Source organism: Pseudomonas sp. NPDC087336 (assembly GCF_044744285.1).
Lineage (GTDB): Bacteria > Pseudomonadota > Gammaproteobacteria > Pseudomonadales > Pseudomonadaceae > Aquipseudomonas.
On the sequence record NZ_JBIUYA010000035.1, the window covers coordinates 17,319 to 41,738 of the forward strand.

The following is a 24,420-nucleotide window of genomic DNA, read 5'->3' on the forward strand; positions in this document are numbered from 1 at the left end:
ACCCGTGTCCCTGATCGCGTCTGACCACTTCCGCATCGTTGTCGGCCTCGGCAAGAGCGGCATGTCCCTGGTTCGCTTCCTGGCGAACCGGGGCGTGGCGTTTGCGGTGGCCGATACGCGGGAAAACCCACCGGAACTGGCCACGCTCAAGCGTGACTACCCGCAGGTGGAAGTGCGTTGCGGCGAGCTGGACGTCGAGTTCCTGTGCCGCGCCGACGAGCTCTACGTGAGCCCCGGCCTGGCGCTGGCGACCCCGGCCCTGCAGGCCGCCGCTGCCCGTGGCGTGAAATTGTCCGGCGACATCGAGCTGTTCGCGCGTAACGCGAAGGCGCCGATCGTGGCCATCAGCGGTTCCAACGCGAAGAGCACCGTGACCACCCTGGTCGGCGAGATGGCCGCGGCGGCGGGCAAGCGAGTGGCCGTCGGCGGCAACCTGGGTACGCCGGCACTGGACTTGCTGGGCGATGACGTCGAGCTTTACGTGATGGAGCTGTCGAGTTTCCAACTGGAAACCACCGACCAGCTCAACGCCGAAGTGGCGACCGTGCTCAACATCAGCGAAGACCACATGGACCGTTACAGCGGTCTGCCGGCCTATCACCTGGCCAAGCACCGGATCTTCCGTGGTGCCAGACAGTTCGTGGTCAATCGTCAGGATGCCCTGAGCCGTCCGTTGATGGGCGAGGGCCAGCCGTGCTGGACCTTCGGCCTGAGCAAACCGGATTTCAAAGCCTTCGGTATCCGTGAAGAAGACGGCGAGAAATACCTGGCCTTCGAATTCCAGAACCTGATGCCAGTGCGCGAATTGAAAGTTCGCGGTGCTCATAACCAGTCCAACGCCCTGGCGGCATTGGCGCTGGGTCACGCCGTTGGCTTGCCGTTCGACGCCATGCTTTCGGCCCTGCGCAATTTCGCCGGTCTTGAGCACCGCTGCCAGTGGGTTCGAGACCTGGATGGCGTGGGCTACTACAACGATTCCAAAGCCACCAACGTCGGTGCCGCGCTGGCGGCCATCGAAGGCCTGGGTGCGGACATCGATGGCAAAATCGTGCTGATCGCCGGTGGCGACGGCAAGGGTGCCGAATTCAAGGACCTGCGCGATCCGGTGGCGGCCAACTGCCGCGCCGTGATCCTCATGGGGCGCGACAGCGACAAGATCGGCCAGGCCATTGGCGATGCCGTACCACTGATTCGTGCAGCTTCCCTGGTCGAAGCCGTCGAGCAATGCCGCGCCGCCGCGCAACCGGGCGACGTGGTGCTGCTATCGCCAGCCTGCGCCAGTTTCGACATGTTCAAGAATTACGAAGACCGTGGTCACCAGTTCGTCCAGGCCGTGGAGGAACTGACATGAGTCTTCGAGGCATCATCAAGCCGTACCCATCGCCGCTCATCACCGGGCGCGGTATCGACCTCGACTTCCCGATGCTCGTCGGTTGCCTGACGCTGCTGGGTCTTGGGCTGGTCATGATTGCATCGGCCTCCACCGAAGTGGCGGCGGTCCAGTCGGGCAGCGCCCTGTATTACATGATTCGCCACCTTATCTACGTGGTGCTGGGCCTGGGTGCCTGCATCGTCACCATGATGATCCCGATCGCCACCTGGCAGCGCCTGGGTTGGTTGATGCTGCTGGGTGCCTTCGGCTTGCTGGTGATGGTGATCATTCCGGGGATCGGCCGTGAGGTGAACGGTTCGATGCGCTGGATCGGCTTCAGTTTTTTCAACGTCCAGCCTTCCGAGATCGCCAAGGTGTTCGTGGTGATCTACCTCGCCGGTTATCTGGTGCGTCGCCAGAAAGAAGTGCGTGAAAGCTGGATGGGGTTCTTCAAGCCATTCATCGTGCTGCTGCCGATGGCGGGCCTGTTGCTGATGGAGCCGGACTTCGGTGCCACCGTGGTGATGATGGGCGCGGCGGCGGCGATGCTGTTCCTCGGCGGGGTCGGGCTGTTCCGGTTTTCCCTGATGGTGGTCCTGGCGGTCGGGGCGGTGGTGTTGTTGATCCAGATGCAGCCGTATCGGATGGCGCGTCTGACCAACTTCGCTGACCCGTGGGCCGACCAGTTCGGCGCCGGCTATCAGTTGTCCCAGGCATTGATCGCTTTCGGTCGCGGCGAATGGCTGGGCGTCGGCCTGGGCAACAGCGTGCAGAAACAGTTCTACCTGCCCGAAGCCCACACCGACTTCGTGTTCTCGGTCCTGGCCGAAGAGCTGGGTGCCGTGGGTTCGCTGTGCACCGTGGCGCTGTTCGTCTTCGTCTGTATCCGCGGCATGTACATCGGCTTGTGGGCCGAGAAGGCCAAGCAGTTCTTCGCCGCCTATGTCGCCTACGGTTTGTCTTTCCTGTGGATCGGTCAGTTCCTGATCAACATCGGCGTGAACGTCGGCCTGCTGCCGACCAAGGGCCTGACGCTGCCGTTCCTCAGCTATGGCGGCAGTTCGTTGGTGATCTGCTGTGCCTGCCTGGGCTTGTTGCTGCGCATCGAGTGGGAGAGTCGAACCCACCTGGGCAGCGAAGAGATGGAATTCCATGAGAGCGACTTCGCCGAGGAGCCGAACCATGGGCGCTAACGTATTGATCATGGCCGGCGGCACCGGGGGCCACGTGTTCCCGGCGCTGGCCTGTGCCCGCGAATTCCAGTCCCGTGGCTACACCGTGCACTGGCTGGGCACGCCGCGCGGCATAGAAAACGAGCTGGTCCCGGCGGCCGGCATCGAACTGCATCGGATCAATGCCAGCGGGTTGCGTGGCAAGGGCAAGCTGTCCCTGCTCAAGGCGCCATTCATGTTGCTCAAATCGGTCTGGCAGGCGCGGGCGATCATTCGTCGCCTACGGCCGGCTTGCGTGGTGGGCTTTGGTGGTTTTGTGACGGGTCCTGGCGGTGTTGCAGCCAAACTGGCCGGTGTGCCGGTAATCGTTCACGAACAGAACGCCGTGGCCGGTACCGCCAATCGGTTGCTGGTGCCGTTGGCCACCCGGGTCTGTGAAGCGTTCCCCGACACCTTTACCCTGTCGAGCAGCCGCCGGACCACCGGTAACCCGGTGCGCACCGAGCTGTTCCTCGAAACTCCGCGACCAGCCCTGGCCGGTCGCAAGGCGCGTTTGCTGATCCTGGGCGGAAGCCTGGGCGCAGAACCGTTGAACAAGCTGCTGCCTGAAGCCCTGTCGCAAGTCGCCGTCGACCTGCGCCCGGACGTGTTCCATCAGGCCGGCAAAAACCATGATGAAGTGACTGCGCAGCGCTACCGCGCGGCTGGCGTCGAGGCGCAAGTGCAGCCGTTCATCAAAGACATGGCCCAAGCCTATGGTTGGGCCGACCTGGTGGTATGTCGCGCAGGTGCGCTGACCATCAGTGAACTGGCTGCCGCCGGTCTGCCCTCGATGCTGGTGCCGTTGCCCCACGCGATCGACGATCACCAGACCCGCAACGCCGATTATTTGGCCCGTGAAGGCGCAGCCTTCCTGATGCCGCAAAGAACGACCGGTGCAGCGGATCTTGCCGCGCGCCTGACAGAGGTCCTGATGCAACCACAACGACTCAACGACATGGCCACTGCGGCCCGCCGCCTGGCCAAACCCGATGCCACCCGTAACGTGGTCGATACCTGCCTGGAGGTGGCCCATGGTTGAGAATCAGAAAGCCATGCCGCAACCGGAAATGCGCCGCATCCGTCGCATCCACTTCGTCGGGATCGGCGGCGTGGGCATGTGCGGGATTGCCGAGGTGTTGTTGAACCTGGGCTACGAAGTGTCCGGTTCGGACCTGAAGGCTTCGCCGGTTACCGAGCGCCTGGAATCTTTCGGCGCGCAGATTTTCATCGGTCATCGCGCCGAGAACGCTGCCGCCGCCGACGTGCTGGTGGTGTCCAGTGCCGTGAACACCTCCAACCCGGAAGTCGCCACCGCGCTGGAACGGCGTATCCCGGTGGTACCACGGGCAGAAATGCTGGCCGAGCTGATGCGTTATCGCCACGGCATCGCCGTTGCCGGTACCCACGGCAAAACCACCACCACCAGCCTGATCGCCTCGGTGTTCGCCGCCGGTGGCCTGGACCCGACGTTCGTCATCGGTGGTCGCCTGAATGCCGCGGGCACCAATGCCCAGCTTGGCACCAGCCGCTACCTGATCGCCGAAGCCGACGAAAGCGACGCCAGCTTCCTGCATTTGCAGCCGCTGGTGGCCGTGGTCACCAACATCGATGCCGACCACATGGCGACCTACGACGGCGACTTCAACAAACTGAAGAAAACCTTCGTCGAGTTCCTCCACAACCTGCCTTTCTATGGCCTGGCGGTGGTGTGCCTGGACGATCCGGTGGTGCGTGAAATCCTTCCGCAGGTCAAGCGTCCGACCGTCACCTACGGCTTCGGCGAAGACTGCGACGTGCGCGCCATCAATGTGCGCCAGCAAGGCATGCAGACGTTCTTCACCGTGTTGCGCCCAGACCGCGAGCCCCTGGATGTGTCGGTGAACATGCCGGGCAACCACAACGTATTGAACGCCCTGGCAACCATCTGCATCGCCACCGACGAGGGCGTCAGCGATGAAGCTATCGTCCAGGGCCTGTCCGGGTTCCAGGGTGTTGGCCGACGCTTCCAGGTCTACGGCGAACTGCCGGTGGACGGTGGCCAGGTGATGCTGGTGGACGACTACGGTCACCACCCGACCGAAGTCGCCGCAGTGATCAAGGCCGTGCGCGGTGGCTGGCCGGAGCGTCGCCTGGTGATGGTCTACCAGCCGCACCGTTACAGCCGTACCCGCGACCTGTACGACGACTTCGTCAATGTACTGGCCGACGCCAATGTCCTGCTGCTGATGGAAGTCTATCCGGCCGGTGAAGAACCGATTCCCGGTGCCGACAGCCGCAAGCTGTGCAACAGCATTCGCCAGCGCGGCCAGCTCGACCCGATCTACATCGAGCGTGGTGTCGACCTCGCGCCGCTGGTCAAGCCGCTGTTGCGTGCCGGCGACATCCTGCTGTGCCAGGGTGCCGGTGATATCGGCGGTCTCGCACCGAAACTGTTGAAAAGTGAGTTGTTCGCCGGTGCCGTTGTCGCGCCGGTCGAGGGGAAGTTGAAATGAATGCTGCCTACGCCAACCTCGCCAGCACCGTCGCACCGAAAGATTTTGGTCGCGTCGCCGTGCTGTTCGGCGGCAAGAGTGCCGAACGCGAAGTGTCGCTGAAGTCGGGCAACGCCGTTCTCGATGCGCTGCAAAGTGCAGGCGTGGACGCGTTCGGCCTCGACGTCGGCGATGACCTGCTGCAGCGTCTGCTGAACGAAAAGATCGACCGCGCCTTCATCATCCTCCACGGCCGTGGCGGTGAAGACGGCAGCATGCAGGGCCTGCTCGAGTGCCTGGGGATTCCCTACACCGGCAGCGGCATCCTCGCCTCGGCGCTGGCCATGGACAAGCTGCGCACCAAGCAGGTCTGGCACAGCCTGGGGATTCCGACGCCACGTCACGCGGTGCTGAGCAGCGAAGCCGATTGTATTTCGGCGGCGACGGAACTGGGCTTCCCTTTGATCGTCAAACCGGCCCATGAAGGTTCAAGTATCGGGATGGCCAAAGTGAGTTCCGCGTCTGAATTGATCGACGCCTGGAAAGCGGCCAGTACCTACGATTCGCAAGTGTTGGTCGAGCAATGGATTCAAGGTCCGGAGTTCACCATCGCCACCCTGCGTGACCAGGTGTTGCCGCCAATCGCCCTGGGCACGACGCACAGTTTCTACGACTACGACGCCAAGTACATCGCCAACGATACCCAGTACCGCATTCCGTGCGGCCTGGACAGCGCCAGGGAAAAGGAACTCATGGACCTCACGGCGAAAGCCTGTGAAGCCTTGGGGATCGCCGGTTGGGGCAGGGCGGACGTGATGCAGGACGCCGAGGGGCAGTTCTGGTTCCTGGAAGTCAATACGGCACCGGGCATGACCGATCACAGCCTGGTGCCGATGGCGGCCCGTGCTGCCGGTCTGGATTTCCAGCAGCTGGTTCTGGCCATTCTGGCCGAGAGCTTCGGCAAGCAAGAGCCGCGAGGTTAAGACCATGCAAGGCGCACAGCTACGTCATCAGCCTACCGCACCGACCGGCCGCAAGCCGGTACCGCGGGGTGCCAGCCGAATGGTGGCCAAAGAGCCGATGTCCGCGCGCCTGCCGAAAGCCAACTTCGGTGTTCTCAAGGCCCTGTTCTGGCCAGTGCTGCTGGTCGCGTTGGGATTCGGTACTTATGAAGGCGCGCAGCGGTTGCTGCCTTATGCGGACCGGCCGATCACCAAGATCAACGTGCAGGGCGACCTGAGCTACATCAGCCAGCAAGCGGTGCAGCAGCGAATCGCCCCGTTCGTGGCGTCGAGCTTCTTCACCATCGACCTGGCGAGCATGCGTACCGAGCTTGAAACGATGCCATGGATTGCCCACGCCGAAGTGCGCAGGGTATGGCCGGACCAAGTGGTGATTCGCCTGGAGGAACAGCTGCCGGTGGCCCGTTGGGGCGACGAATCGCTGCTGAACAACCAGGGGCAGGCGTTCACCCCGCGCGAGCTGGCCAACTATGAACACTTGCCGCAGTTGTTTGGTCCGCAGCGGGCCCAACAGCAGGTGATGCAGCAATATCAGGTACTGAGTCAGTTGCTCAGGCCATTGGGCTTCTCGATTGCGCGCCTGGAGCTGCGTGAACGAGGCAGCTGGTTCCTGACGACCGGCCCTGGCAGTGCCGGGCCCGGGATCGAACTGCTGCTGGGACGCGGCAACCTGGTGGAAAAGATGCGCCGTTTCATTGCCATCTATGACAAGACGCTCAAAGAGCAGATTACGAACATTGCGCGCATCGATCTGCGCTACGCCAACGGCCTCGCTGTTGGCTGGCGGGAACCTGTAGCGCCGACGGCAGCCGTACCCGCTGTCGCGAAGAATTAAGAGAGGCAGGACCCCATGGCAAACGTGCAAAGCGGCAAAATGATCGTCGGTCTCGATATCGGCACCTCCAAGGTGGTGGCGCTGGTCGGCGAGGTCGCGGACGACGGCACGCTGGAAATCGTCGGGATCGGCACCCATCCGTCCCGTGGCCTGAAGAAAGGCGTGGTGGTGAACATCGAGTCCACTGTGCAGTCGATCCAGCGCGCCATCGAAGAAGCGCAGCTGATGGCTGGCTGCCGCATCCACTCGGCATTTGTCGGCGTGGCCGGCAACCATATCCGCAGCCTGAACTCCCACGGCATCGTGGCGATTCGTGATCGCGAAGTCAGTTCCGCCGACCTTGAGCGCGTACTTGACGCCGCCCAGGCCGTGGCGATCCCGGCTGACCAGCGGGTGCTGCACACCTTGCCGCAGGATTACGTGATCGATAACCAGGAAGGCGTCCGCGAGCCATTGGGCATGTCCGGCGTACGCCTGGAAGCCAAGGTCCACGTGGTCACCTGCGCCGTCAACGCCGCACAGAACATTGAAAAATGCGTGCGTCGCTGCGGCCTGGAAATCGACGACATCATTCTCGAGCAACTGGCATCCGCCTACTCGGTGCTGACCGATGACGAGAAAGAGCTGGGCGTGTGCCTGGTGGACATCGGTGGCGGCACTACCGACATCGCGATCTTCACCGAAGGCGCGATTCGCCACACCGCGGTGATCCCGATCGCGGGCGACCAGGTGACCAACGACATCGCCATGGCATTGCGCACCCCGACCCAGTACGCCGAAGAAATCAAGATTCGCTACGCCTGTGCCCTGGCCAAACTGGCGGGCGCCGGTGAAACCATCAAGGTCCCGAGCGTCGGCGACCGTCCGCCGCGCGAGCTGTCCCGCCAGGCCCTGGCCGAAGTGGTCGAGCCGCGTTACGACGAGCTGTTCACGCTGATCCAGGCCGAGCTGCGTCGCAGTGGCTACGAAGACCTGATCCCGGCCGGCATCGTGCTGACCGGCGGTACGGCGAAGATGGAAGGCGCCACGGAACTGGCCGAGGAAATCTTCCACATGCCAGTGCGCCTGGGCGTGCCCCACGGCGTCAAGGGCCTGGATGACGTGGTGCGCAACCCGATTTATTCCACGGGCGTTGGCCTGTTGATGTACGGCCTGCAGAAGCAATCCGACGGCATCTCGTTCTCGGGTATCGGCAGCCGCGACAGCTTCAGCAACGAAGAACCCAAAGGTGCCTTGCTCGATCGCATCAAGAGCTGGGTACAGGGCAATTTCTAAGATTTACCGCAACACCGTTACACCGTTGTAGATACAGGCAGTAGGCGAAAAAACTAGAGAACGTAAAGGAGAGGGAAAATGTTCGAACTCGTAGACAACATCCCCGCAAGCCCGGTTATTAAAGTTATCGGTGTCGGCGGTGGCGGCGGCAATGCCGTGAATCACATGGTCAAGAGCAACATTGAAGGCGTCGAGTTCATCTGCGCCAACACTGATGCCCAGGCGCTCAAGAGCATTGGCGCGCGGACCATCCTGCAATTGGGTACCGGCGTGACCAAAGGTCTGGGCGCTGGCGCCAACCCTGAAGTAGGTCGTCAGGCCGCTCTCGAAGATCGTGAGCGCATCGCCGAAGTCCTGCAGGGCACCAACATGGTGTTCATCACCACTGGCATGGGCGGTGGTACCGGTACCGGTGCTGCGCCGATCATTGCCGAAGTGGCCAAGGAAATGGGGATTCTCACCGTTGCGGTGGTGACCCGCCCGTTCCCGTTCGAAGGTCGCAAGCGCATGCAGATCGCCGATGAAGGCATCCGCCTGCTGTCGGAAAGCGTCGACTCGTTGATCACCATTCCCAACGAGAAGCTGCTGACCATCCTCGGTAAGGACGCCAGCCTGCTGTCGGCTTTTGCCAAGGCTGACGATGTACTGGCCGGTGCCGTTCGCGGTATCTCCGACATCATCAAGCGCCCGGGCATGATCAACGTCGACTTTGCCGACGTACGTACCGTGATGAGCGAAATGGGCATGGCGATGATGGGCACTGGCTGCGCCAGCGGTCCTAACCGTGCACGCGAAGCCACCGAAGCGGCCATTCGCAACCCGTTGCTCGAAGACGTGAACCTGCAAGGTGCACGCGGCATCCTGGTGAACATCACCGCCGGTCCTGACCTGTCCCTGGGTGAGTACTCCGACGTGGGTAGCATCATCGAAGCCTTCGCTTCCGAGCACGCCATGGTCAAGGTCGGTACCGTTATCGATCCGGACATGCGCGATGAGCTGCACGTGACTGTCGTTGCGACCGGTTTGGGCGCTAAAATCGAGAAGCCGGTGAAGATCATCGACAATACCGTGCACACGTCGATGGCTTCCCAGCCGCAACAACAAGCCCCTGTTCGTCAGGAAGCTCCAGCGGTGAACTACCGTGACCTGGACCGTCCGACCGTCATGCGCAACCAGGCCCAGGCCGGTGCTGCGACTGCCGCGAAGATGAATCCACAAGATGATCTGGACTACCTGGACATCCCGGCATTCCTGCGTCGTCAGGCCGATTGATGAAATGTATCAGGGCTATGAAGGTGATTGGTGTTCAGCAAAGGCGTGGTCTGCTATCATCGCCAGCCTTTGTTGATACCAGTTCGCAATTTGCGCTGAAGCGGCCCAAGCCATGATTAAACAACGCACACTGAAAAATATTATCCGTGCCACAGGTGTAGGTCTGCACTCCGGGGAGAAGGTATACCTGACCCTCAAGCCTGCGCCGATCGACACCGGCATTGTGTTTTGTCGTGCCGACCTCGATCCTGTGGTGCAGATCCCTGCACGCGCAGAAAACGTTGGCGAAACCACCATGTCGACCACGCTGGTCAACGGTGACGTCAAAGTGGATACGGTGGAGCACTTGCTCTCGGCCATGGCTGGCCTGGGCATCGATAACGCCTACGTCGAGCTCTCCGCGTCCGAAGTACCGATCATGGATGGCAGCGCTGGACCTTTCGTATTCCTGATTCAGTCGGCCGGCCTGGAAGAACAGGACGCCGCCAAGAAGTTCATTCGCATCCTGCGCGAAGTGACTGTGGAAGACGGCGACAAGCGCGCCACTTTCGTCCCTTTCGAAGGTTTCAAGGTGAGCTTCGAGATCGATTTCGATCACCCGGTTTTCCGTGACCGCACACAAAGTGCAAGCGTGGATTTTTCCAGCACTTCGTTCGTAAAAGAAGTCAGCCGCGCCCGTACCTTTGGTTTCATGAGTGACATCGAGTACCTGCGCAAGCACAACCTCGCACTCGGCGGCAGCGTTGAAAACGCTATTGTGGTCGACGCCGATGGTGTACTGAACGAAGACGGCCTTCGCTACGAAGACGAATTCGTGAAGCACAAGATCCTCGATGCAATTGGTGACCTCTACCTGCTGGGCAATAGCCTGATTGGTGAGTTCAAGGGCTTCAAGTCCGGCCACGCACTGAACAACCAGCTGCTGCGCAAGTTGATTGAGCAGACAGATGCCTGGGAAGTCGTGACGTTCGAAGACGCCAGCACCGCACCGATCTCTTACATGCGTCCTGTTGCGGCCGTGTAAGTAAAAAACCTCTCTAGTTTTTTAAAGGCTGCCTTCGGGCGGCCTTTTTTTATGGCGCGGATGTTCATAGCCAACCGCTACAGCGCTACCACCCGGTTACGTCCAGTCTCCTTGGCTTGATACAACGCCTTGTCCGCGGCAAACATCAGCACCTCCAGGCTGATGTCGGCGCAGGCATTCCAGGTACTGATGCCAATGCTAACGGTAATCGGCGAGTCGGCTCCGTCGATCGGCGGTAACTGCTCGACCGCTTCTCGAATACGCTCGGCGATCTGTTGTGCGCCCGCCATATCGGTTTCCGCCAGAACCACCGAAAACTCCTCGCCACCGTAGCGCGCGACCAGATCGGCAGGTCGCCGTACGTGGGTGCGCAACACATTGGCCACCGCGCGCAAGGCCTCGTCACCGGCTTGATGGCCATGGCGGTCGTTGAAGGCCTTGAAGTGATCGGCGTCGATCATCAGCAGCGACAATGGCTTGCCGGATCGCTGGGCGCGAAACCACTCGTGACGCAACGTCTGGTCCAGCGTGCGGCGGTTCGCCAGGCCGGTCAAGGCGTCGGTGGCGGCCAGTTGCGCCAGTTCCAGCTCGGCATGGTGGCGCAGGCGCAATTCGCGGCAGAGCAACCAGGTCAACCACAGCAGGCACGCACACAGGGCTACCGTGGCCACGCTGACCCCTATCGCCGTGCGTTGCCACGAAGCAAACACTTCGGCGCCCGACAGCGCTACGATGACAATCAGCGGCAGATTGCCGACCTGGGAAAAGGTGTAGAGCCGCGAATCCTGGTAGCGAGCCGAGACACTGCTGAAGCTGCCGTTGCCTTCTTTGACGATGCGCTGGAAATTGGGGCGGTTGCTGAAGTCCGATCCGGTCAAGTCTTCGCCCAGGCGGGGCACCTGGGCCAGCAGGATTCCATCCTTGTTGATCAGGCTGATCGAGCTGTCAGGACCGATGTTCAAGCTGTTGAAAAGTTGCTCGAAGTAGCTCAGGCGCATGGCCGCTTCGGCGACCCCAAGAAATTCGCCTTGGCCGCCACTGATCCGGCGACTGAAGCTGATGCGCCATTCGTTGTTTGCCAGACGGGAGCGAAAAGGGCGGCTGATGAACATGCTCGGGTCGCTGTTGTTCACATGGGACAGGAAGTACTCGCGGTCGGCAAAGTTGCCTGTCCTGGGTTCTCGCGAAGCCGAGTCGGCGATCACGTTGCCCTGCTGGTCGAGCAACAGGATGTCACCCTTGTACGGGGCCGCGGTGGCGCGATCGAACAAGGCCAGATGACGGACCTGCGGGGAAACGTGCAGGAGGTCTTCACGTCGTGAGGCCGCGATCAAGCCGAGCAAGGAGACGTCATAAAGCTCGACGTTACGCAGGACGTCGGCTTCGATCAATTGCACGATGTTGGCGGCAGAGCGGCTGGCTGACAGTTCGGCATTGGCGCGTTCACGCACCAGCAGGAACGCCACGATGCCGAGGATGGCAATCACCATCAACACGCTGCCGATAATCACCAGCCGCTCGGATCGCGTGGATCGGTCTGTTGGATAAGTTGTCGCGCTGCGCTCGCTCATGGTTCTGGCTTCTGCTGTCTAGGCGTCGGGAACATTCTTTTACAAGAATCGGGCAGCGTCCCGGACACCCGTCAGATCCACAGCATCCCTGCGCACTCCGGATAAAAAAAAGGCCAGCAAAACCTGCCGGCCTTTTGTTTACTGAAGCTTAGAAGACATTGAGCGGGTAGTCGAAAATCATCCGGTACTCGTCGGTGTCCTGGTCCAGTACGCCATACCCGTTGCCGCCGCGGTTAGTTGCCCATTGCAGTCGCAGCGCCAGGTTTTTCGCCTGGCCGGCCTGCACCACGTACCTGAGTTCGATGTCGCGCTCCCAGTGTCTGGCGTTTTTGCCGTCGGCGCTGTACCACGCGCTATACCCGGGGCTGTCTGGATCGACCTTGCTCAGGTCCAGCTTGCCTCGGGAGTAGGACAGCGCCGAGGTCAGTCCCGGCAGGCCGAGCCCGACAAAGTCATAGGCGTACTTGAGTTTCCACGAGCGTTCGTTCGGGCCGTTGAAGTCCGAGTATTGTTGGGAGTTGTCGAGCAAGACGCTGTCGCCCTGGCTGATGTAGTCGAACGGGGTGTTGCCGTTGACCCGCTGGTAAGCAGTGGTGACGCTGTGATTGCCGACGCCGACAGTGAAATGCAGGCTGTAGGTGTTGTTGTCGATGTGCCCCAGAAGCGCCTCGCCCGTGTCTTGGGTGTGATAGAAGTGCAGGCCCGGGTTGAGGCTGATCACCTCGTTGAGCGCATAGGTGTAATCGAGGTCGTAGTAGTACTGGTTCCAGATGTCCTTGAACTCGGCGGCATACAGGCTGCTGCTCAAGCCAGGTATACCGCTCCAGGCCACGCCCGCCCAGTTCAGATGCCGGCTCTCGTCACCCTCGGCCAGGGTGCCGTAGGAGGTACCGATGCGGGTATGGCCGCTCTGGTTATACGGTTTGGTGAAACTCGCTTGCCCACCTTCGATCAGCCAGCCGTCGAAACTGTGGTTGGTCAGGCTGACGCCGCGAAAGGTCTGCGGCAGCATGCGGGTTTCACCGCCGGCGATCACCGGGTTGGCGAGAAACTGGTCGCCGGCCTTCAATTCGGTATCGAAGGCACGCATTTTCAGGGTGCCGCCCGCCGTGGAGAACGAGCCCGGTGCTTTGCCGTTGCCATCGCTGACCGGCAGTATGCTCGAATTGTCCGTGCCGCCGCCACCGTCGAGCTTGAGCCCGAGCATGGCTTGGGCGTCGAAGCCGAACCCGACGCTGCCTTCGGTGTAGCCAGACTCGAAGATGCCCAGCAACCCTTGACCCCATTCAACGTTGTCGTCGGCCTGCTGCTGGCGATTGCGGTTCATGTAGTAGTTGCGTGCGTTGAGGGTGAGACTGGCGCCTTCGGCGAAACCCTGGACGGCTGAATCTTCGGCAGCCTGAGTGTTGGTGGCCATCGTTGCAGCGATTGCAACGAACAGCGCAGGTGTACTGAATGGGAAACGCACGTGGGGTAAAGCTCCTGGGTCAGCGGGGAACATCACTTTTCTTACAGTCGCAGGGGGGCTTGTTGACGCAGCGGGTTATAAAACCACAACGAAAAAAAGCCGCTGATGGCAGCGGCTTAGAAGACAACTTTTCAATGGGAAGAGCCGATGAAAAGTGTCGAGGGAAACTGGAGCAATTCGCGTAGATCAGCTGACTTTCTCAGCCTGCTTGGCCTGGACGCTCGACGCTTGTGGGGCTTGGGTGGCCTCCTGGGCTTTGGCGGTCATCTCGATCTGGTGCTCTTCGTACGCAGCGGCCCGGGCGGCATTGTGGGCGACAAAGGCCTGCGACTCTTCGGCCATGGCGAACGGAGACAGGAACAGAGAAGACAGAACGAAAGCGCTGGCAATACCCATACTGTTGGACATCTTTTAAACCTTCTTGCTTGGCAAGTGCTGTTTGGTGCGGGCAAAGATAAGGGGCTTGGGGGAAAGGAAAAAGAGCGGATTCATGAAAGGACTGTTACGCAAAGAGCAAAGATCGGTTGCCCGACACAACGCGCGGGAAAGGTTCTTTACTGTAGGAGCCAGGCTTGCCGGCGAAAGCGTCCGAAAGATAAGTGCAATATTCGAGGGACCCCTTCGCCGGCAAGCCTGGCTCCTACGGGGTCGATGTCGGGGTGAAGGTTATGATCAATTGCGGCCAGTCAGACAGGCAAATGCATGCCAAAGGTGTTCATGCCATGGTCGCTGCGCACGAACACATCCCCGCCATGCATCAGTGCGATCGCCTTGACGATGGCCAGGCCCAACCCGTGGTTGTTGCCACTGTTGCTGCGCGAGGCATCGACCCGGTAGAAGCGTTCGAACAGGCGCGGCAAATGTTCGCTGGAAATCGGTCCGCCCGGGTTCGAGACACCGATGCTGACCTGGTGCTCGCCTGCTTCGATTCGCACCTCTATGACTTGCCCGGGGCCGGTGTGCTGCACGGCGTTGTTCAGCAGGTTGATCAAGGCCCGGCGCAGGTGGGCGATCTCGATTCGTACCAGGGCATCGCCGCTGACCTGAACCTGTACCTGGGCATCCTCGAGAATGAAATCCAGGTATTCCAGGGTCGTGGCCACTTCTTCCGCCAGCGAGGTGGAGGTCAGTTTGGTGGCCTTGCTGCCCTGGTCGGCGCTGGCCAGGAACAGCATGTCATTGATGATCGAGCGCAGTCGCTCAAGCTCTTCAAGGTTCGATTGCAGCACCTCGAAATAGTGCTCTGCCGAACGTCCACGTGTGAGGGCGACCTGGGTCTGGCCGATCAGGTTGGTCAGCGGCGAGCGCAGTTCATGGGCAACATCGGCGTTGAACGATTCCAGGCGCGAGTAGGCCTGTTCGACCCGCTCCAGTGTCGAGTTGAACGAATCGACGAACTGGTTCAGCTCCGGGGGCAGCGATGACATCCGCAAGCGGCCTGAACGCAAAGGCGGGGCCAGGCGCTGGGCTTCCTGAGACAGCTTGATCAACGGCTTGAGCCCGATCCGCGCCACCCAGTAGCCCAGCGCCGAGGCCATCAACACGCCGATAACCGCCAGGCTGATCAGGGCGATCAGCAACTGGTGCTGGGTATGGTAAAACGTTTCGGTATCGATACCGATCATGAAGCGCAAGGGCGGGCGCTGATCCTTGGCCGGGAATTGGCTGACCAGCACTTTCAGCGGGTAGGGGTGATCCGCCAATTGCATGTCGCGTGTGCCCAGCGGTCCCTGGGCGAAGGCACGGATGGTCGGTGTCGGATTGCCGTATTCGTAGTGCGGATCGCCGCTGACGATCCAGAAACTGATGCGCTTGTCTTCTTCGCCGAGCAGCTTGAGCTTGTTGTTGATCTTCACCCAGTGTTCGGGCGTGCCGTAGCGGCCGACGGTGGATTCGAGCACGCTGTAGCGCGCGTCGAGTTCCGCTTCGGGCAACAACCCCAAACCTTTGTCAACCTGTTGGTAGAGCGCCCAACCGATCAACAAGAACACCAAGAGCGCCACCAGCGTGAACATCCCGCTCAGGCGCAGCGCAATCGAATTACTGGACACCACGGCTCTCCAGCACATAACCCATGCCACGGATGGTGTGCAGCAGTTTCTCTTCGAACGGCCCGTCGAGCTTGGCCCGCAGGCGCTTGATCGCGACTTCGACCACGTTGGCGTCGCTGTCGAAATTGATGTCCCAGACCATTTCGGCAATCGCTGTTTTCGACAGGATTTCACCCTGGCGCCGGGCCAGCACACTGAGCAGCGAGAACTCCTTGGCGGTCAGGTCCAGGCGCGTGCCGCCACGGGTGGCCTTGCGGCTGATCAAGTCTATCCACAGGTCGGCGATGCTCACTTGCACCGGTTCGTGGCCACCGCTACGCCGGGTCAGCGCCTGCAGGCGTGCCACCAGTTCAAGGAAGGAAAACGGTTTGCCCAGGTAGTCGTCGGCACCATCGCGCAGGCCCTTGATGCGGTCTTCGACCCGTTCGCGGGCGGTGAGCATGATCACCGGGGTTTGCTTGCGCGCACGCAAGGCGCGCAATACGCCGAAGCCGTCCAGGCCCGGCAGCATGACATCGAGGACGATCACCGCGTAGTCGCTTTCCAGCGCCAGGTGCAGGCCTTCCACGCCATCGCGGGCCAGGTCCACGGTGTAACCCTGTTCCGTCAGGCCGCGGTACAGATAGTCTGCGGTTTTTTCTTCGTCTTCGATAATCAGGACGCGCATGACCCCGCCTCAGTCTGTGGTCGCCAGCGCCGGCAGCGCTGTAGGTTTAGGTCGATGAAACAGCCGCTCCAGCCACAAGTATATGACCGGCGTGGTGAACAGCGTCAGTGCCTGGCTCACCAGCAGGCCGCCGACCACGGCGATCCCCAGGGGTTGGCGCAGTTCGGCACCGGTGCCGTAGCCGAGCATCAGCGGCAGGGCGCCGAGCAGGGCGGCGAGGGTGGTCATGATGATCGGCCGGAACCGCGTGAGGCACGCCTGGTAGATCGCTTCTTGCGGCGCCAGGCCACCCTTGCGCTGCGCGTCGAGGGCGAAGTCGATCATCAGGATGCCGTTTTTCTTCACGATGCCGATCAGCAACACCAGCCCGATCAGCGCCATGATCGAAAAATCCTGGCCGCAGATCCACAGCATGATCACCGCGCCCAGCCCGGCCGAGGGCAGTGTCGAGATGATCGTCAGCGGGTGGACGAAGCTCTCGTAGAGCACGCCGAGAATGATGTACACCGCCACCAGCGCCGCCAGGATCAACCATGGCTGGCTGGCCAGCGAACTCTGGAACGCCTGGGCCGCGCCCTGGAAGTTACCGCTGATGGCCGTTGGCATGCCGATGTCGACCTTGGCCTGGTTGAGCATGATCACCGCATCGCCCAGCGCCACACCAGGTGCCAGGTTGAACGAAAGGTTGGCGGCCGGGAACATGCCGTCATGGGCGATGGACAGCGGTCCCACCGTGGGCGCATCGAATTTCGCCAGGGCCGACAGCGGCACCATTTCCCCGCTCAGGGGCGAGCGCAGGTAGAAGTAGTTGAGGCTTTCGGCCTTGCCGCGTTGCCGTGTGTCCAACTCCAGGATCACGTTGTACTGATTGATCTGGGTCTGGAATTCGTTGATCTGGCGCTGGCCAAAGGCGTCGTACAGCGCTTCGTCGACATCGCTGGCGGTCAGGCCAAAGCGTGCCGCGGCGCTGCGGTCAATGCTGATGTGGGTGATGCTGCCGCCCAGTTGCAGGTCGTTGGAAATGTCGCGGAAGGCCGGGTTGCCGCGCAGTTTTTCCGTCAGGCGCTGGGTCCAGGTGCTCAGGACCGCACCGTCGTTGCTCTTGAGCACGTATTGGTACTGGGCCCGGCTCGGGCCGGAGCTGAGGTTGATGTCTTGCCCGGCGCGCAGGTACAGGACGATGCCCGGTACCTTCATCAATTGCGGGCGAATACGGTCGATGAATTCGCTGGCTGAAACATCGCGGTCCCCGCGTTTTTTCAAGGCGATCCAGAAGCGGCCGTTGGCGATGGTCTGGTTGCTGCCCGACACCCCGACTGAGTGCGAGAAGGTCTCGACGGCGGGGTCGGCAGCGACGATTTCAGCCATCGCCAAGTGTTTTTTCACCATGTCGCCGTAGGAAATATCGGCGGCCGCTTCGGTTGTGCCGAGGACGAACCCGGTGTCCTGGATCGGGAAGAAGCCCTTGGGAATAAAAATGTAACCGGCGACGGCCAGGGCCAGCGACAGACCGAATACGCCGATCATCAACTTCTGGTGAGCGAGCGCGCGGCGCAGGCCTTTTTCGTACAGCGCGAGCAGGCGTTCGCCAAAGCCGGGCTTGTCGTGGGCGTGATGCACCGGCGCGCGCATGAACAGCGCTGCCAAAGTGGGCGCCAACGTCAGCGACACGACCACCGAAATCATGATGGTGGAGGTGGCGGTCAGGGCAAACTCCTTGAACAGGCGACCGACCACGCCGCCCATGAACAACAGCGGAATGAACGCCGCGACCAGCGAGAAACTGATCGATACCACCGTGAAGCCGATTTCTCCGGCACCCTTGATCGCGGCCTCGCGCATGTCGTCGCCAGCCTCCAGGTGGCGGTGAATGTTTTCCACCACCACAATCGCATCGTCGACCACAAACCCCACGGCCACCACGATCGCCACCAGCGTCAGGTTGTTCAGGCTGAAGCCCATCACGTACATCAATGCAAAACTGGCGATCAGTGAAACCCCCAGTACTGCCGACACGATCAGGGTTGCCGACAGCTGGCGCAGGAACAACGCCATCACCGCCACCACCAGCATGATTGCGATCAGCAGGGTGATTTCCACTTCATGCAGCGAAGCACGGATAGTCTGTGTGCGGTCGATCAGCGTCTTGACCTGCACCGAAGCCGGCAGCATCCCTTCCAGGCCCGGAAGCGCCGCCTGAATCCGGTCCACGGTCTCGACGATATTGGCCCCCGGCTGGCGGAAGATCACCAGGTTGACGCCCGGTTGTGAGCCCGCCCAAGCCTGGACGTAGGCATCTTCCGAGCCGTTGACGACTTTGGCGACATCCCTTAGATGAACCGGAGCGCCGTCCTTGTAGGAAACGATCAGTTGGTTGTATTCCTCGGGATGGAACAACTGGTCGTTGGTGGACAGGGTCGAGATGCTCGATTCCCCATACAGCGCACCTTTGGCCAGGTTGAGGCTGGTCTGCTGGATTGCCAGGCGAATATCGGCCAGGGTCAGGCCGATGGCTGCGAGTTTGTCCGCCGAGACCTGGACACGAATCGCCGGACGTTGCTGGCCGGTGATAACGACCTGGCCTACACCGTCGATCTGACTGATCTGACGGGACAACAGGGTTTCTACCAGGTCGCTGAGCTCCGGGCCCGGCATCAGGGACGAGTTGACGCTGAGGATCAGCACGGGGCTGTCGGCCGGATTGACCTTGCGCCAGGTCGGCAGGTTCGGCATGTCCTTGGGCAGTTTTCCTGCCGCGGTGTTGATGGCGGCCTGGACTTCCTGGGCGGCGGTATCGATGCTTTTGTCGAGGGTGAATTGCAGGGTCAGGTTGGTTGAGCCCAGGGCGCTGCTCGAGGTCATTTGCGTCACGCCGGGAATGGCGCTGAATTGCACTTCAAGGGGCGTGGCCACCGATGACGCCATGGTTTCCGGGCTGGCACCAGGCAGTTGGGCGGCCACCTGTATCGTCGGAAATTCTGCTTGCGGAAGCGGCGCGATGGACAGGCGCGGGAAGGCGATCGCCCCCAGCAGGACCAGGGAAAACGTCAGCAGAATCGTCGCTACCGGGTGGTCGATGCACCAGGCGGATACCGAGCCGTGGCCTTTCATGGCGCCGGCTCCGATCCCACGACCTGCGGCGGTTCGGTGAGCACCTGCACGGTGGCACCGGGCTTGAGCCGCGACTGACCGTCGCTGACCAGCACGTCACCAGGTTTCACACCTTTGATGATGCTCTGGCCGCTGCCTTGGTAAACCATCTGCACCGTCACGGTTTCAACCTTGTTACCGTTTACCCGATAGACGAAGTGCTGGTCGAGGCCACGCTGTACGACGGTGGGCGGTACGACCAGCGCATCTTTATCCAGCGCTGTCTGAATCTTTACCGTCACCAGCAGGCCGGGCCAGAGTTTTTGCCCGGGATTGTTGAATTCGGCTTTGGCGCGGATGGTGCCGGTGTTGGCGTTGATCTGGTTGTCGATCAGGGTCAAGTGGCCTTCACCCAGCAGGTTGCCGGTTTCGCCGTCGGTGTCGGCACCGATATAGGCCTTGACCTTGGCGTGTTGTGGATCGCTGATCAGGCCTTGCAGGGTTGGCAGCATTTGCTGCGGCAGGGAGAACTCCACGGCGATAGGGTCGATCTGGGTCACCGTGAACAGGCCTTGGGTGTCAGTCATGCGCAGGAAGTTACCTTCATCCACCGTACGAATGCCGACGCGGCCACTGACGGGGGAACGAATCTGCGTGTACGACAACTGCACCTGGGCCGCGTCAATCGAAGCCTGGTTGCCTTGAGCCGTGGCCTTGAGCTGGTTGACCAGTGCTTGTTGCTGGTCGTAGGTCTGTTTGGACACGCCGTCGTCGACGCTCAACAGTTTGTAGCGCTTGAGGTTGACCTGGGCCACTTGCAGTTGCGCCTGGCTTTCGCCCAGTTGCGCCCTGGCCTGGTCCAGGCTGGCGCGGATCGATCGATCGTCGATAGTGGCCAGCAGGTCGCCTTTGCTCACCAGCTGGCCTTCCTTGACCAGGATCCTGGTGAGGATGCCGTCGATTTGCGGCCGGACCACCACGCTGTGCAGCGACAGCACTGAACCGATGCCGCTGACGTAGCGGGGCACGTCTTTTTCGACCACGTTGACCACGCGCACCGGAATGGCGGTCGGTGCTGCCACCCTGGCCGCGGAGGGTTTGACCAGGTACCACGCACCCAGCGCTACCAGCACGATCAGAAAGGCTGCAAGAACGACGGTTTTTTTCTGGGTTCGCATGCGAGTGGGGCGCCGGGTCGGAAGATGAAAGTGTGCGCAGCTTTAACTACTACGTTATATCCCTGTGACCCGGTCAGGAAAGTGACTGCTGACTGACAGCCGTGTCAGTTTGGTCGAATGGAGTCCCACTCGGTCACGTAGGCTGTTTTGCTTTTCTTGTTGTAGAGGCACAGTTCAGTACCTTGCCGGCCTTTCATGTGCTTTTGCGGGTACTGGCCTTGCAGCAGCAGGGCGGTGTAGCCGACCCGATCATCGAACTGCGCGGCATTGCCGACGGGTTTGGCATTCGCCAGGCCACTGGCCTTGGTGCAACTGGCGAGTACGGCTTTGTCGAAGGCGGCCCAGGCGTCCGGGCTGGAGGCTATTGCCTGGGTTGCGAAGGCTGTGAGGCAAACGAAGGTCAGGGTGACAGCTTTCATGGGGGCAGGGGTCCTTGGGCGGGTGTGGGCCAAGGCCTGAGTATGCCTGAAGGTCTGGGTCAGACCGGCACCGGTTCCCGGCGGACTACATGCATCCCAGCGCTTTCATACAGCCGCCGTGCGCGAACGTTGCCTTCCAGCACTTTCAAATCGACATACCCTTCACGCCGCATCTGAAACACCTTGAAGGCATTGTGCAGCAACGCTCGCCCCAAGCCGTGGCCTTGGGCTCGCGGATGCACCACCAGATCCTTGATGTAGGCGCTGGTCCAGCACTGACATACACCCGCGATACCCTGGGCATCCAGGGTGATGAAGCACAATGCCGGATCATATTCAGGATCGGTTTCAAATCGCTGTTGCCACACATCCAGAGCCGGGACGCGGCCGCCTCCTTGGGAGTGACCCAGTTCCAACAAGCGATGAACCTCTCCTGCCAGGTCTGGACGATACCCGGTCAGGACGATCCCTTGAGGCCAGGTGGGGGCGGGCACAGCTTCGGCGAGACTGCGCCGCATGAGAAAGCAGAATGGCTCGCTCAAGACTCAATGACCTTGTTCGGCCACAGCCTTGGCCGCGTCGATCAGGTACTTGGTCAGCTCCGGCGAAGAGAACTTGGTCAGTACCGCATTCGCCCCCGCAAGTCGTGCCTTTTCGCTGTTCATCGCACTGTCCAGGGATGTATGCAGCAGCACGTAGAGGTGCGCGAAGTCCGGGGTTTCACGCAGGGTGCGGGTGAAGGCGTAGCCGTCCATTTCGGACATTTCGATATCGGAGACGATCAGATTGATTTGCTGGGCGGTACCCTGCAGATCCAGCAGGCAGTCGATGGCCTCCTTGGCGCTGCGGGCCGTATGGCATTGCAGGCCCAGGTTGCGCAAGGTGTGCACCGATTGTTGCAGCGCGACCTGACTGTCATCGACCACCAGGATACGAGCGCTGCCCAGTATTTCTGCATCTTCCATGCTGAGCTCGGTCGGCGCCATGTCGATGGGTACCGGGGCGATGCCATGGATGACCTTTTCGATGTCCAGCACCTGTACCAGGGTGCCGTCGACCGAGGTGACGCCGGTGATGTACGAGCGCGAACCGCCCGAGCCGAAGGGCGGCGGACGGATGTCGGTGGTCAGGCAGTGCACGATCTTGCTCACCGCCTGTACATGCAAGCCTTGCTTGGAGCGGCTGACGTCAGTGACGATCAGGCACCCACCGTCAGGATCTTCCAACGGGCGCTCACCAATGGCGCGGCTGAGGTCGATCACCGACAGCGAGGCGCCGCGCAGGGTGGCGATACCTTTGACGTGAGGGTGCGATTCGGGGAGTTTGGTCAGTGGCGGGCACGGGATGATTTCACTGACTTTGAGCAGGTTGATCGCCATCAGCTTGCCGCTGCGCAAGGTAAACAGCAGAAGCGAAAGTGAATCTGCGCGGGCTTTGGTGGAGGACATAAAAACCTTCTGTGGAAAAAGGTGGTGAGGCGATCAGTGGATCACCCACGGCTATCGATGCCAGGTTATCGACGTGTCGGGGGCAGGCTTTAGGAAAAATGGCCTGGGCCGGTCCAGATCCTTGCAAATTGAAACAAAAAAGCCCCGCCTCTTTAAAAGAGAGCGGAGCCCTTGTATTACATCAAGACGGTTGGGTAGAACTTACTCGTCGTCGCCCATCTGCGATTGCAGGTAGTTCTCGATTCCGATCTTGTCGATCAGGCCCAGTTGGGTTTCCAGCCAGTCGATATGTTCTTCTTCGGACTCGAGGATATCTTCAAGCAGTTCACGGCTGCCGAAGTCGCCCACTTTTTCGCAATGGGCGATCGCCACTTTCAGATCGGCATGGCCGGTCTTCTCGATTCGCAGGTCGCACTCGATCATTTCCTGGGTGTGCTCGCCGATCTGCAGCTTGCCCAGGTCCTGGACGTTCGGAAGGCCTTCGAGGAACAGGATGCGCTTGATCAGCTTGTCCGCGTGCTTCATCTCGTCGATGGATTCGTGGTATTCGTGCTTGCCGAGCTTGTTCAGACCCCAATCTTCGTACATGCGTGCATGCAGGAAGTACTGATTGATCGCGACCAGCTCATTGGCAAGGATCTTGTTGAGATGCTGGATGACTGTAACGTCGCCTTTCATGATGGGGTCCTGCCCTGTATTAGCTGTCTATAAGGCAGAGTTTGAGCCGCACAACTAAGAGTGTCAAACCTAAGTTATTGAATAATATATGAAAATTAATCGGAATAAGAATGTTTGTGTTCCGCGTCTAGAGCCTAAACAATTGATTTTAAGGCATAAAAAAACCGGACATGAGTCCGGTTCTTTGAAATACGGTAGTTATGCGGCAGTAAATTCAACTGGAAAAGGAATCGCAGCCTGGGCCGATTGCAATTTGGTCAGGGTCTCTCGGACCACTTCCTTTGCAAGGCAGGCACATTTGCCGCATTGACTGGCAACGCCGGTGGCCTGGCGCACTTCCTTGTAGCTGCAGCATCCTTCATAGATCGCATCGCGGATTTGGCCGTCGGTGACGCCAGTGCAGAGGCAAACATACATAAGTGAAAACCGTCGCTGTTTATGTCTCGAATGCGATGGATCTTAATGTTAACGAGAATGATTGTCAAAGTGCTTTGAGAGCGCTTTTTGACAGGCCTGACGAACGGTTGGTCGACCCTGCGCCGTAAACCGAAATACCCTTCGTCCTTTTTTACGCCTGCGGGAGAAACCGTTACGGACAGGCCAAAAACGCAGTGTATGATGGCCGGTCTTTTCGAAACGGGTTCGTGTCACAGGGCTGTCGCCCGAGGGTGGCAGGCTGATGCAAACCTTGTTCTTAACGCTTCTACACCAGGAGATATCCAATGAGCGTACTCGTAGGCAAACAAGCCCCTGACTTCACCGTACCGGCCGTACTCGGCAATGGCGAAATCGTGGACAGCTTCACCCTGTCGTCGGCCATCAAAGGCAAATACGGCCTGGTGTTCTTCTACCCGCTGGACTTCACCTTCGTATGCCCGTCGGAGCTGATCGCTCTGGACAACCGCATGTCCGAGTTCAAGGCGCGCAACGTTGAAGTGGTCGCGGTGTCGATCGACTCGCACTTCACCCACAACGCCTGGCGCAACACCCCGGTAAACGATGGTGGTATCGGCGCAGTTCGTTACACCATGGCTGCCGACATCAAGCAGGAAATCATGAAGGCCTACGACGTTCAGTCCGCTGACGGCGTGGCGTTCCGTGGCGCATTCCTGATCGACGACAAAGGCGTTGTCCGCTCGCAGATCATCAACGACCTGCCGCTGGGCCGTAACATGGAAGAGCTGCTGCGTCTGGTCGACGCCCTGCAATTCCACGAAGAGCACGGTGAAGTTTGCCCTGCCAACTGGAAAAAAGGCGACAAAGGCATGAACGCTTCGCCAGAAGGCGTTGCGGCTTACCTGACCGAGCACGCTGCTGCGCTGTAAGGCACACGCTCCTGCTATAAAAAGCAGGTACAAAAAAACC

At 60.6% G+C, this 24,420-nt stretch carries 22 protein-coding genes; 10 read left to right on the top strand and 12 right to left on the bottom strand.

Annotated features, from left to right (window positions below; genetic code table 11):
- Positions 1 to 4: 4 nt before the first annotated feature.
- From murD to lpxC, 9 genes are all read left to right on the top strand, one after another.
- Entirely contained in the window at positions 5 to 1,351 is a 1,347-nt protein-coding gene (murD, locus tag ACIO0C_RS26400; protein ID WP_401316585.1) for a UDP-N-acetylmuramoyl-L-alanine--D-glutamate ligase, read from the top strand.
- Complete coding sequence (ftsW, locus tag ACIO0C_RS26405) at positions 1,348 to 2,565, top strand: putative lipid II flippase FtsW (RefSeq protein ID WP_020800848.1); 1,218 nt, start codon at positions 1,348 to 1,350, stop codon at positions 2,563 to 2,565. Before murD ends, ftsW begins: the two co-directional genes overlap by 4 nt.
- The gene (murG, locus tag ACIO0C_RS26410; RefSeq protein ID WP_401316588.1) at positions 2,555 to 3,625 is read left to right on the top strand and encodes an undecaprenyldiphospho-muramoylpentapeptide beta-N-acetylglucosaminyltransferase; all 1,071 of its coding nucleotides are present in this window, start codon (positions 2,555 to 2,557) and stop codon (positions 3,623 to 3,625) included. The genes ftsW and murG overlap by 11 nt, the downstream gene beginning before the upstream one ends.
- Positions 3,618 to 5,078: a UDP-N-acetylmuramate--L-alanine ligase gene (gene murC / locus ACIO0C_RS26415; RefSeq protein WP_180205324.1), complete on the top strand. Its 1,461-nt coding sequence runs from the start codon at positions 3,618 to 3,620 to the stop codon at positions 5,076 to 5,078. Before murG ends, murC begins: the two co-directional genes overlap by 8 nt.
- The gene (locus tag ACIO0C_RS26420; protein WP_401316592.1) at positions 5,075 to 6,040 is read left to right on the top strand and encodes a D-alanine--D-alanine ligase; all 966 of its coding nucleotides are present in this window, start codon (positions 5,075 to 5,077) and stop codon (positions 6,038 to 6,040) included. Before murC ends, ACIO0C_RS26420 begins: the two co-directional genes overlap by 4 nt.
- Before the next feature lie 4 nt (positions 6,041 to 6,044).
- A complete protein-coding gene (locus tag ACIO0C_RS26425) occupies positions 6,045 to 6,914 on the top strand; it encodes a cell division protein FtsQ/DivIB (protein WP_401316595.1) in 870 nt (289 codons plus the stop codon).
- A gap of 15 nt (positions 6,915 to 6,929) precedes the next feature.
- Complete coding sequence (ftsA, locus tag ACIO0C_RS26430) at positions 6,930 to 8,189, top strand: cell division protein FtsA (RefSeq protein WP_008060298.1); 1,260 nt, start codon at positions 6,930 to 6,932, stop codon at positions 8,187 to 8,189.
- A gap of 78 nt (positions 8,190 to 8,267) precedes the next feature.
- Positions 8,268 to 9,461 carry a cell division protein FtsZ gene (ftsZ, locus tag ACIO0C_RS26435; protein WP_046819017.1) on the top strand — a complete coding sequence of 398 codons (1,194 nt, stop codon included), beginning with the start codon at positions 8,268 to 8,270 and terminating at the stop codon, positions 9,459 to 9,461.
- 112 nt (positions 9,462 to 9,573) lie between these two features.
- Complete coding sequence (gene lpxC, locus ACIO0C_RS26440; protein WP_008060300.1) at positions 9,574 to 10,485, top strand: UDP-3-O-acyl-N-acetylglucosamine deacetylase; 912 nt, start codon at positions 9,574 to 9,576, stop codon at positions 10,483 to 10,485.
- Positions 10,486 to 10,562: 77 nt separating this feature from the next.
- Here the strand turns inward: lpxC and ACIO0C_RS26445 are convergent, their stop codons facing one another.
- The 12 genes from ACIO0C_RS26445 to ACIO0C_RS26500 form a co-directional block, all read right to left on the bottom strand.
- Positions 10,563 to 12,056 carry a diguanylate cyclase gene (locus ACIO0C_RS26445; RefSeq protein ID WP_401316600.1) on the bottom strand — a complete coding sequence of 498 codons (1,494 nt, stop codon included), beginning with the start codon at positions 12,054 to 12,056 and terminating at the stop codon, positions 10,563 to 10,565.
- Positions 12,057 to 12,204: 148 nt separating this feature from the next.
- The gene (locus ACIO0C_RS26450; RefSeq protein WP_401316669.1) at positions 12,205 to 13,473 is read right to left on the bottom strand and encodes an OprD family porin; all 1,269 of its coding nucleotides are present in this window, start codon (positions 13,471 to 13,473) and stop codon (positions 12,205 to 12,207) included.
- 237 nt (positions 13,474 to 13,710) lie between these two features.
- A complete protein-coding gene (locus ACIO0C_RS26455; RefSeq protein WP_401316603.1) occupies positions 13,711 to 13,932 on the bottom strand; it encodes a hypothetical protein in 222 nt (73 codons plus the stop codon).
- A gap of 278 nt (positions 13,933 to 14,210) precedes the next feature.
- Complete coding sequence (locus tag ACIO0C_RS26460) at positions 14,211 to 15,575, bottom strand: heavy metal sensor histidine kinase (RefSeq protein ID WP_401316606.1); 1,365 nt, start codon at positions 15,573 to 15,575, stop codon at positions 14,211 to 14,213.
- The gene (locus tag ACIO0C_RS26465) at positions 15,565 to 16,242 is read right to left on the bottom strand and encodes a heavy metal response regulator transcription factor (RefSeq protein ID WP_401316608.1); all 678 of its coding nucleotides are present in this window, start codon (positions 16,240 to 16,242) and stop codon (positions 15,565 to 15,567) included. Before ACIO0C_RS26465 ends, ACIO0C_RS26460 begins: the two co-directional genes overlap by 11 nt.
- A 9-nt stretch (positions 16,243 to 16,251) precedes the next feature.
- Entirely contained in the window at positions 16,252 to 19,353 is a 3,102-nt protein-coding gene (locus tag ACIO0C_RS26470) for a multidrug efflux RND transporter permease subunit (RefSeq protein WP_401316611.1), read from the bottom strand.
- A complete protein-coding gene (locus ACIO0C_RS26475) occupies positions 19,350 to 20,510 on the bottom strand; it encodes an efflux RND transporter periplasmic adaptor subunit (RefSeq protein ID WP_401316613.1) in 1,161 nt (386 codons plus the stop codon). The genes ACIO0C_RS26470 and ACIO0C_RS26475 overlap by 4 nt, the downstream gene beginning before the upstream one ends.
- Positions 20,511 to 20,614: 104 nt before the next feature.
- Positions 20,615 to 20,929 carry a hypothetical protein gene (locus ACIO0C_RS26480; RefSeq protein ID WP_401316615.1) on the bottom strand — a complete coding sequence of 105 codons (315 nt, stop codon included), beginning with the start codon at positions 20,927 to 20,929 and terminating at the stop codon, positions 20,615 to 20,617.
- A gap of 59 nt (positions 20,930 to 20,988) precedes the next feature.
- On the bottom strand, positions 20,989 to 21,447 hold the full coding sequence (locus ACIO0C_RS26485; RefSeq protein ID WP_401316672.1) for a GNAT family N-acetyltransferase: 459 nt from the start codon (positions 21,445 to 21,447) through the stop codon (positions 20,989 to 20,991).
- A gap of 27 nt (positions 21,448 to 21,474) precedes the next feature.
- Complete coding sequence (locus ACIO0C_RS26490) at positions 21,475 to 22,377, bottom strand: chemotaxis protein CheV (protein WP_401316617.1); 903 nt, start codon at positions 22,375 to 22,377, stop codon at positions 21,475 to 21,477.
- A gap of 201 nt (positions 22,378 to 22,578) precedes the next feature.
- Positions 22,579 to 23,055 (bottom strand): bacterioferritin, encoded by a 477-nt coding sequence (bfr, locus tag ACIO0C_RS26495; protein WP_008057528.1) that lies wholly within the window; start codon positions 23,053 to 23,055, stop codon positions 22,579 to 22,581.
- Positions 23,056 to 23,253: 198 nt separating this feature from the next.
- A complete protein-coding gene (locus ACIO0C_RS26500) occupies positions 23,254 to 23,472 on the bottom strand; it encodes a bacterioferritin-associated ferredoxin (protein WP_007943567.1) in 219 nt (72 codons plus the stop codon).
- Between the two features lie 305 nt (positions 23,473 to 23,777).
- On the opposite strand from ACIO0C_RS26500, the gene ACIO0C_RS26505 reads away from it, so the two are divergent.
- On the top strand, positions 23,778 to 24,380 hold the full coding sequence (locus ACIO0C_RS26505; RefSeq protein ID WP_008057532.1) for a peroxiredoxin: 603 nt from the start codon (positions 23,778 to 23,780) through the stop codon (positions 24,378 to 24,380).
- The last annotated feature ends 40 nt before the right edge of the window (positions 24,381 to 24,420 follow it).

Excerpts from the sequence above, each read along its gene's own strand:
- ftsW (WP_020800848.1), top strand. The coding sequence starts at position 1,348 with ATGAGTCTTCGAGGCATCATCAAGCCGTACCCATCGCCGCTCATCACC.
- murG (WP_401316588.1), top strand. The coding sequence starts at position 2,555 with ATGGGCGCTAACGTATTGATCATGGCCGGCGGCACCGGGGGCCACGTG.
- murC (WP_180205324.1), top strand. The coding sequence starts at position 3,618 with ATGGTTGAGAATCAGAAAGCCATGCCGCAACCGGAAATGCGCCGCATC.
- ACIO0C_RS26420 (WP_401316592.1), top strand. The coding sequence starts at position 5,075 with ATGAATGCTGCCTACGCCAACCTCGCCAGCACCGTCGCACCGAAAGAT.
- ACIO0C_RS26425 (WP_401316595.1), top strand. The coding sequence starts at position 6,045 with ATGCAAGGCGCACAGCTACGTCATCAGCCTACCGCACCGACCGGCCGC.
- ftsA (WP_008060298.1), top strand. The coding sequence starts at position 6,930 with ATGGCAAACGTGCAAAGCGGCAAAATGATCGTCGGTCTCGATATCGGC.
- ftsZ (WP_046819017.1), top strand. The coding sequence starts at position 8,268 with ATGTTCGAACTCGTAGACAACATCCCCGCAAGCCCGGTTATTAAAGTT.
- lpxC (WP_008060300.1), top strand. The coding sequence starts at position 9,574 with ATGATTAAACAACGCACACTGAAAAATATTATCCGTGCCACAGGTGTA.
- ACIO0C_RS26445 (WP_401316600.1), bottom strand. The coding sequence starts at position 12,056 with ATGAGCGAGCGCAGCGCGACAACTTATCCAACAGACCGATCCACGCGA.
- ACIO0C_RS26450 (WP_401316669.1), bottom strand. The coding sequence starts at position 13,473 with ATGGCCACCAACACTCAGGCTGCCGAAGATTCAGCCGTCCAGGGTTTC.
- ACIO0C_RS26455 (WP_401316603.1), bottom strand. The coding sequence starts at position 13,932 with ATGTCCAACAGTATGGGTATTGCCAGCGCTTTCGTTCTGTCTTCTCTG.
- ACIO0C_RS26465 (WP_401316608.1), bottom strand. The coding sequence starts at position 16,242 with ATGCGCGTCCTGATTATCGAAGACGAAGAAAAAACCGCAGACTATCTG.
- ACIO0C_RS26470 (WP_401316611.1), bottom strand. The coding sequence starts at position 19,353 with ATGAAAGGCCACGGCTCGGTATCCGCCTGGTGCATCGACCACCCGGTA.
- ACIO0C_RS26475 (WP_401316613.1), bottom strand. The coding sequence starts at position 20,510 with ATGCGAACCCAGAAAAAAACCGTCGTTCTTGCAGCCTTTCTGATCGTG.
- ACIO0C_RS26480 (WP_401316615.1), bottom strand. The coding sequence starts at position 20,929 with ATGAAAGCTGTCACCCTGACCTTCGTTTGCCTCACAGCCTTCGCAACC.
- ACIO0C_RS26485 (WP_401316672.1), bottom strand. The coding sequence starts at position 21,447 with ATGCGGCGCAGTCTCGCCGAAGCTGTGCCCGCCCCCACCTGGCCTCAA.
- ACIO0C_RS26490 (WP_401316617.1), bottom strand. The coding sequence starts at position 22,377 with ATGTCCTCCACCAAAGCCCGCGCAGATTCACTTTCGCTTCTGCTGTTT.
- bfr (WP_008057528.1), bottom strand. The coding sequence starts at position 23,055 with ATGAAAGGCGACGTTACAGTCATCCAGCATCTCAACAAGATCCTTGCC.
- ACIO0C_RS26500 (WP_007943567.1), bottom strand. The coding sequence starts at position 23,472 with ATGTATGTTTGCCTCTGCACTGGCGTCACCGACGGCCAAATCCGCGAT.
- ACIO0C_RS26505 (WP_008057532.1), top strand. The coding sequence starts at position 23,778 with ATGAGCGTACTCGTAGGCAAACAAGCCCCTGACTTCACCGTACCGGCC.